Genomic DNA, 379 nt, shown 5'->3' on the forward strand with positions numbered 1-379 from the left:
CAACGTAGTCAACCGAGCCAGAGCTGGCGTTGACCGGGATGGTGATGGTCTGGCCGTTAGCCAAAGTAATCACCAGCGGAGCACCAGTAACCGGTGCGTTGACGGTGGCGGTGTAAACCACGGTGCCGCCTTCGGTCACGCTTGGGGTCGCGGTCAAGGTCACCGTCGAAGTATCGATGGTATCGGTGATTGCGGTCACAGCCGGCGCTGGGCTGACGTCCAGCTTCTCGAAGTCACCACCGGTGGTGCCGGTGACATTCACACTGACATTGCCGGCATCGACATACACGGTGTTGGCTGGCGCATCGAACGAAACGCTGCCTTCAGTCTGGCCTTTGGCGATGGTGATCACGGCACCATTGCTCAAGGTAACCGTCAT

General features: G+C 59.4%; 1 protein-coding gene. It reads right to left on the reverse strand.

All coding sequences use genetic code 11. The features are described from left to right. A partial coding sequence (locus ACK59H_RS23015) for an immunoglobulin-like domain-containing protein (protein ID WP_409265000.1) occupies positions 1 to 379 on the reverse strand: 379 nt, incomplete at both ends.

It is taken from the genome of Pseudomonas sp. KCJK9000 (assembly GCF_046230725.1).
In the GTDB taxonomy this organism is placed as follows: domain Bacteria; phylum Pseudomonadota; class Gammaproteobacteria; order Pseudomonadales; family Pseudomonadaceae; genus Aquipseudomonas; species Aquipseudomonas promysalinigenes.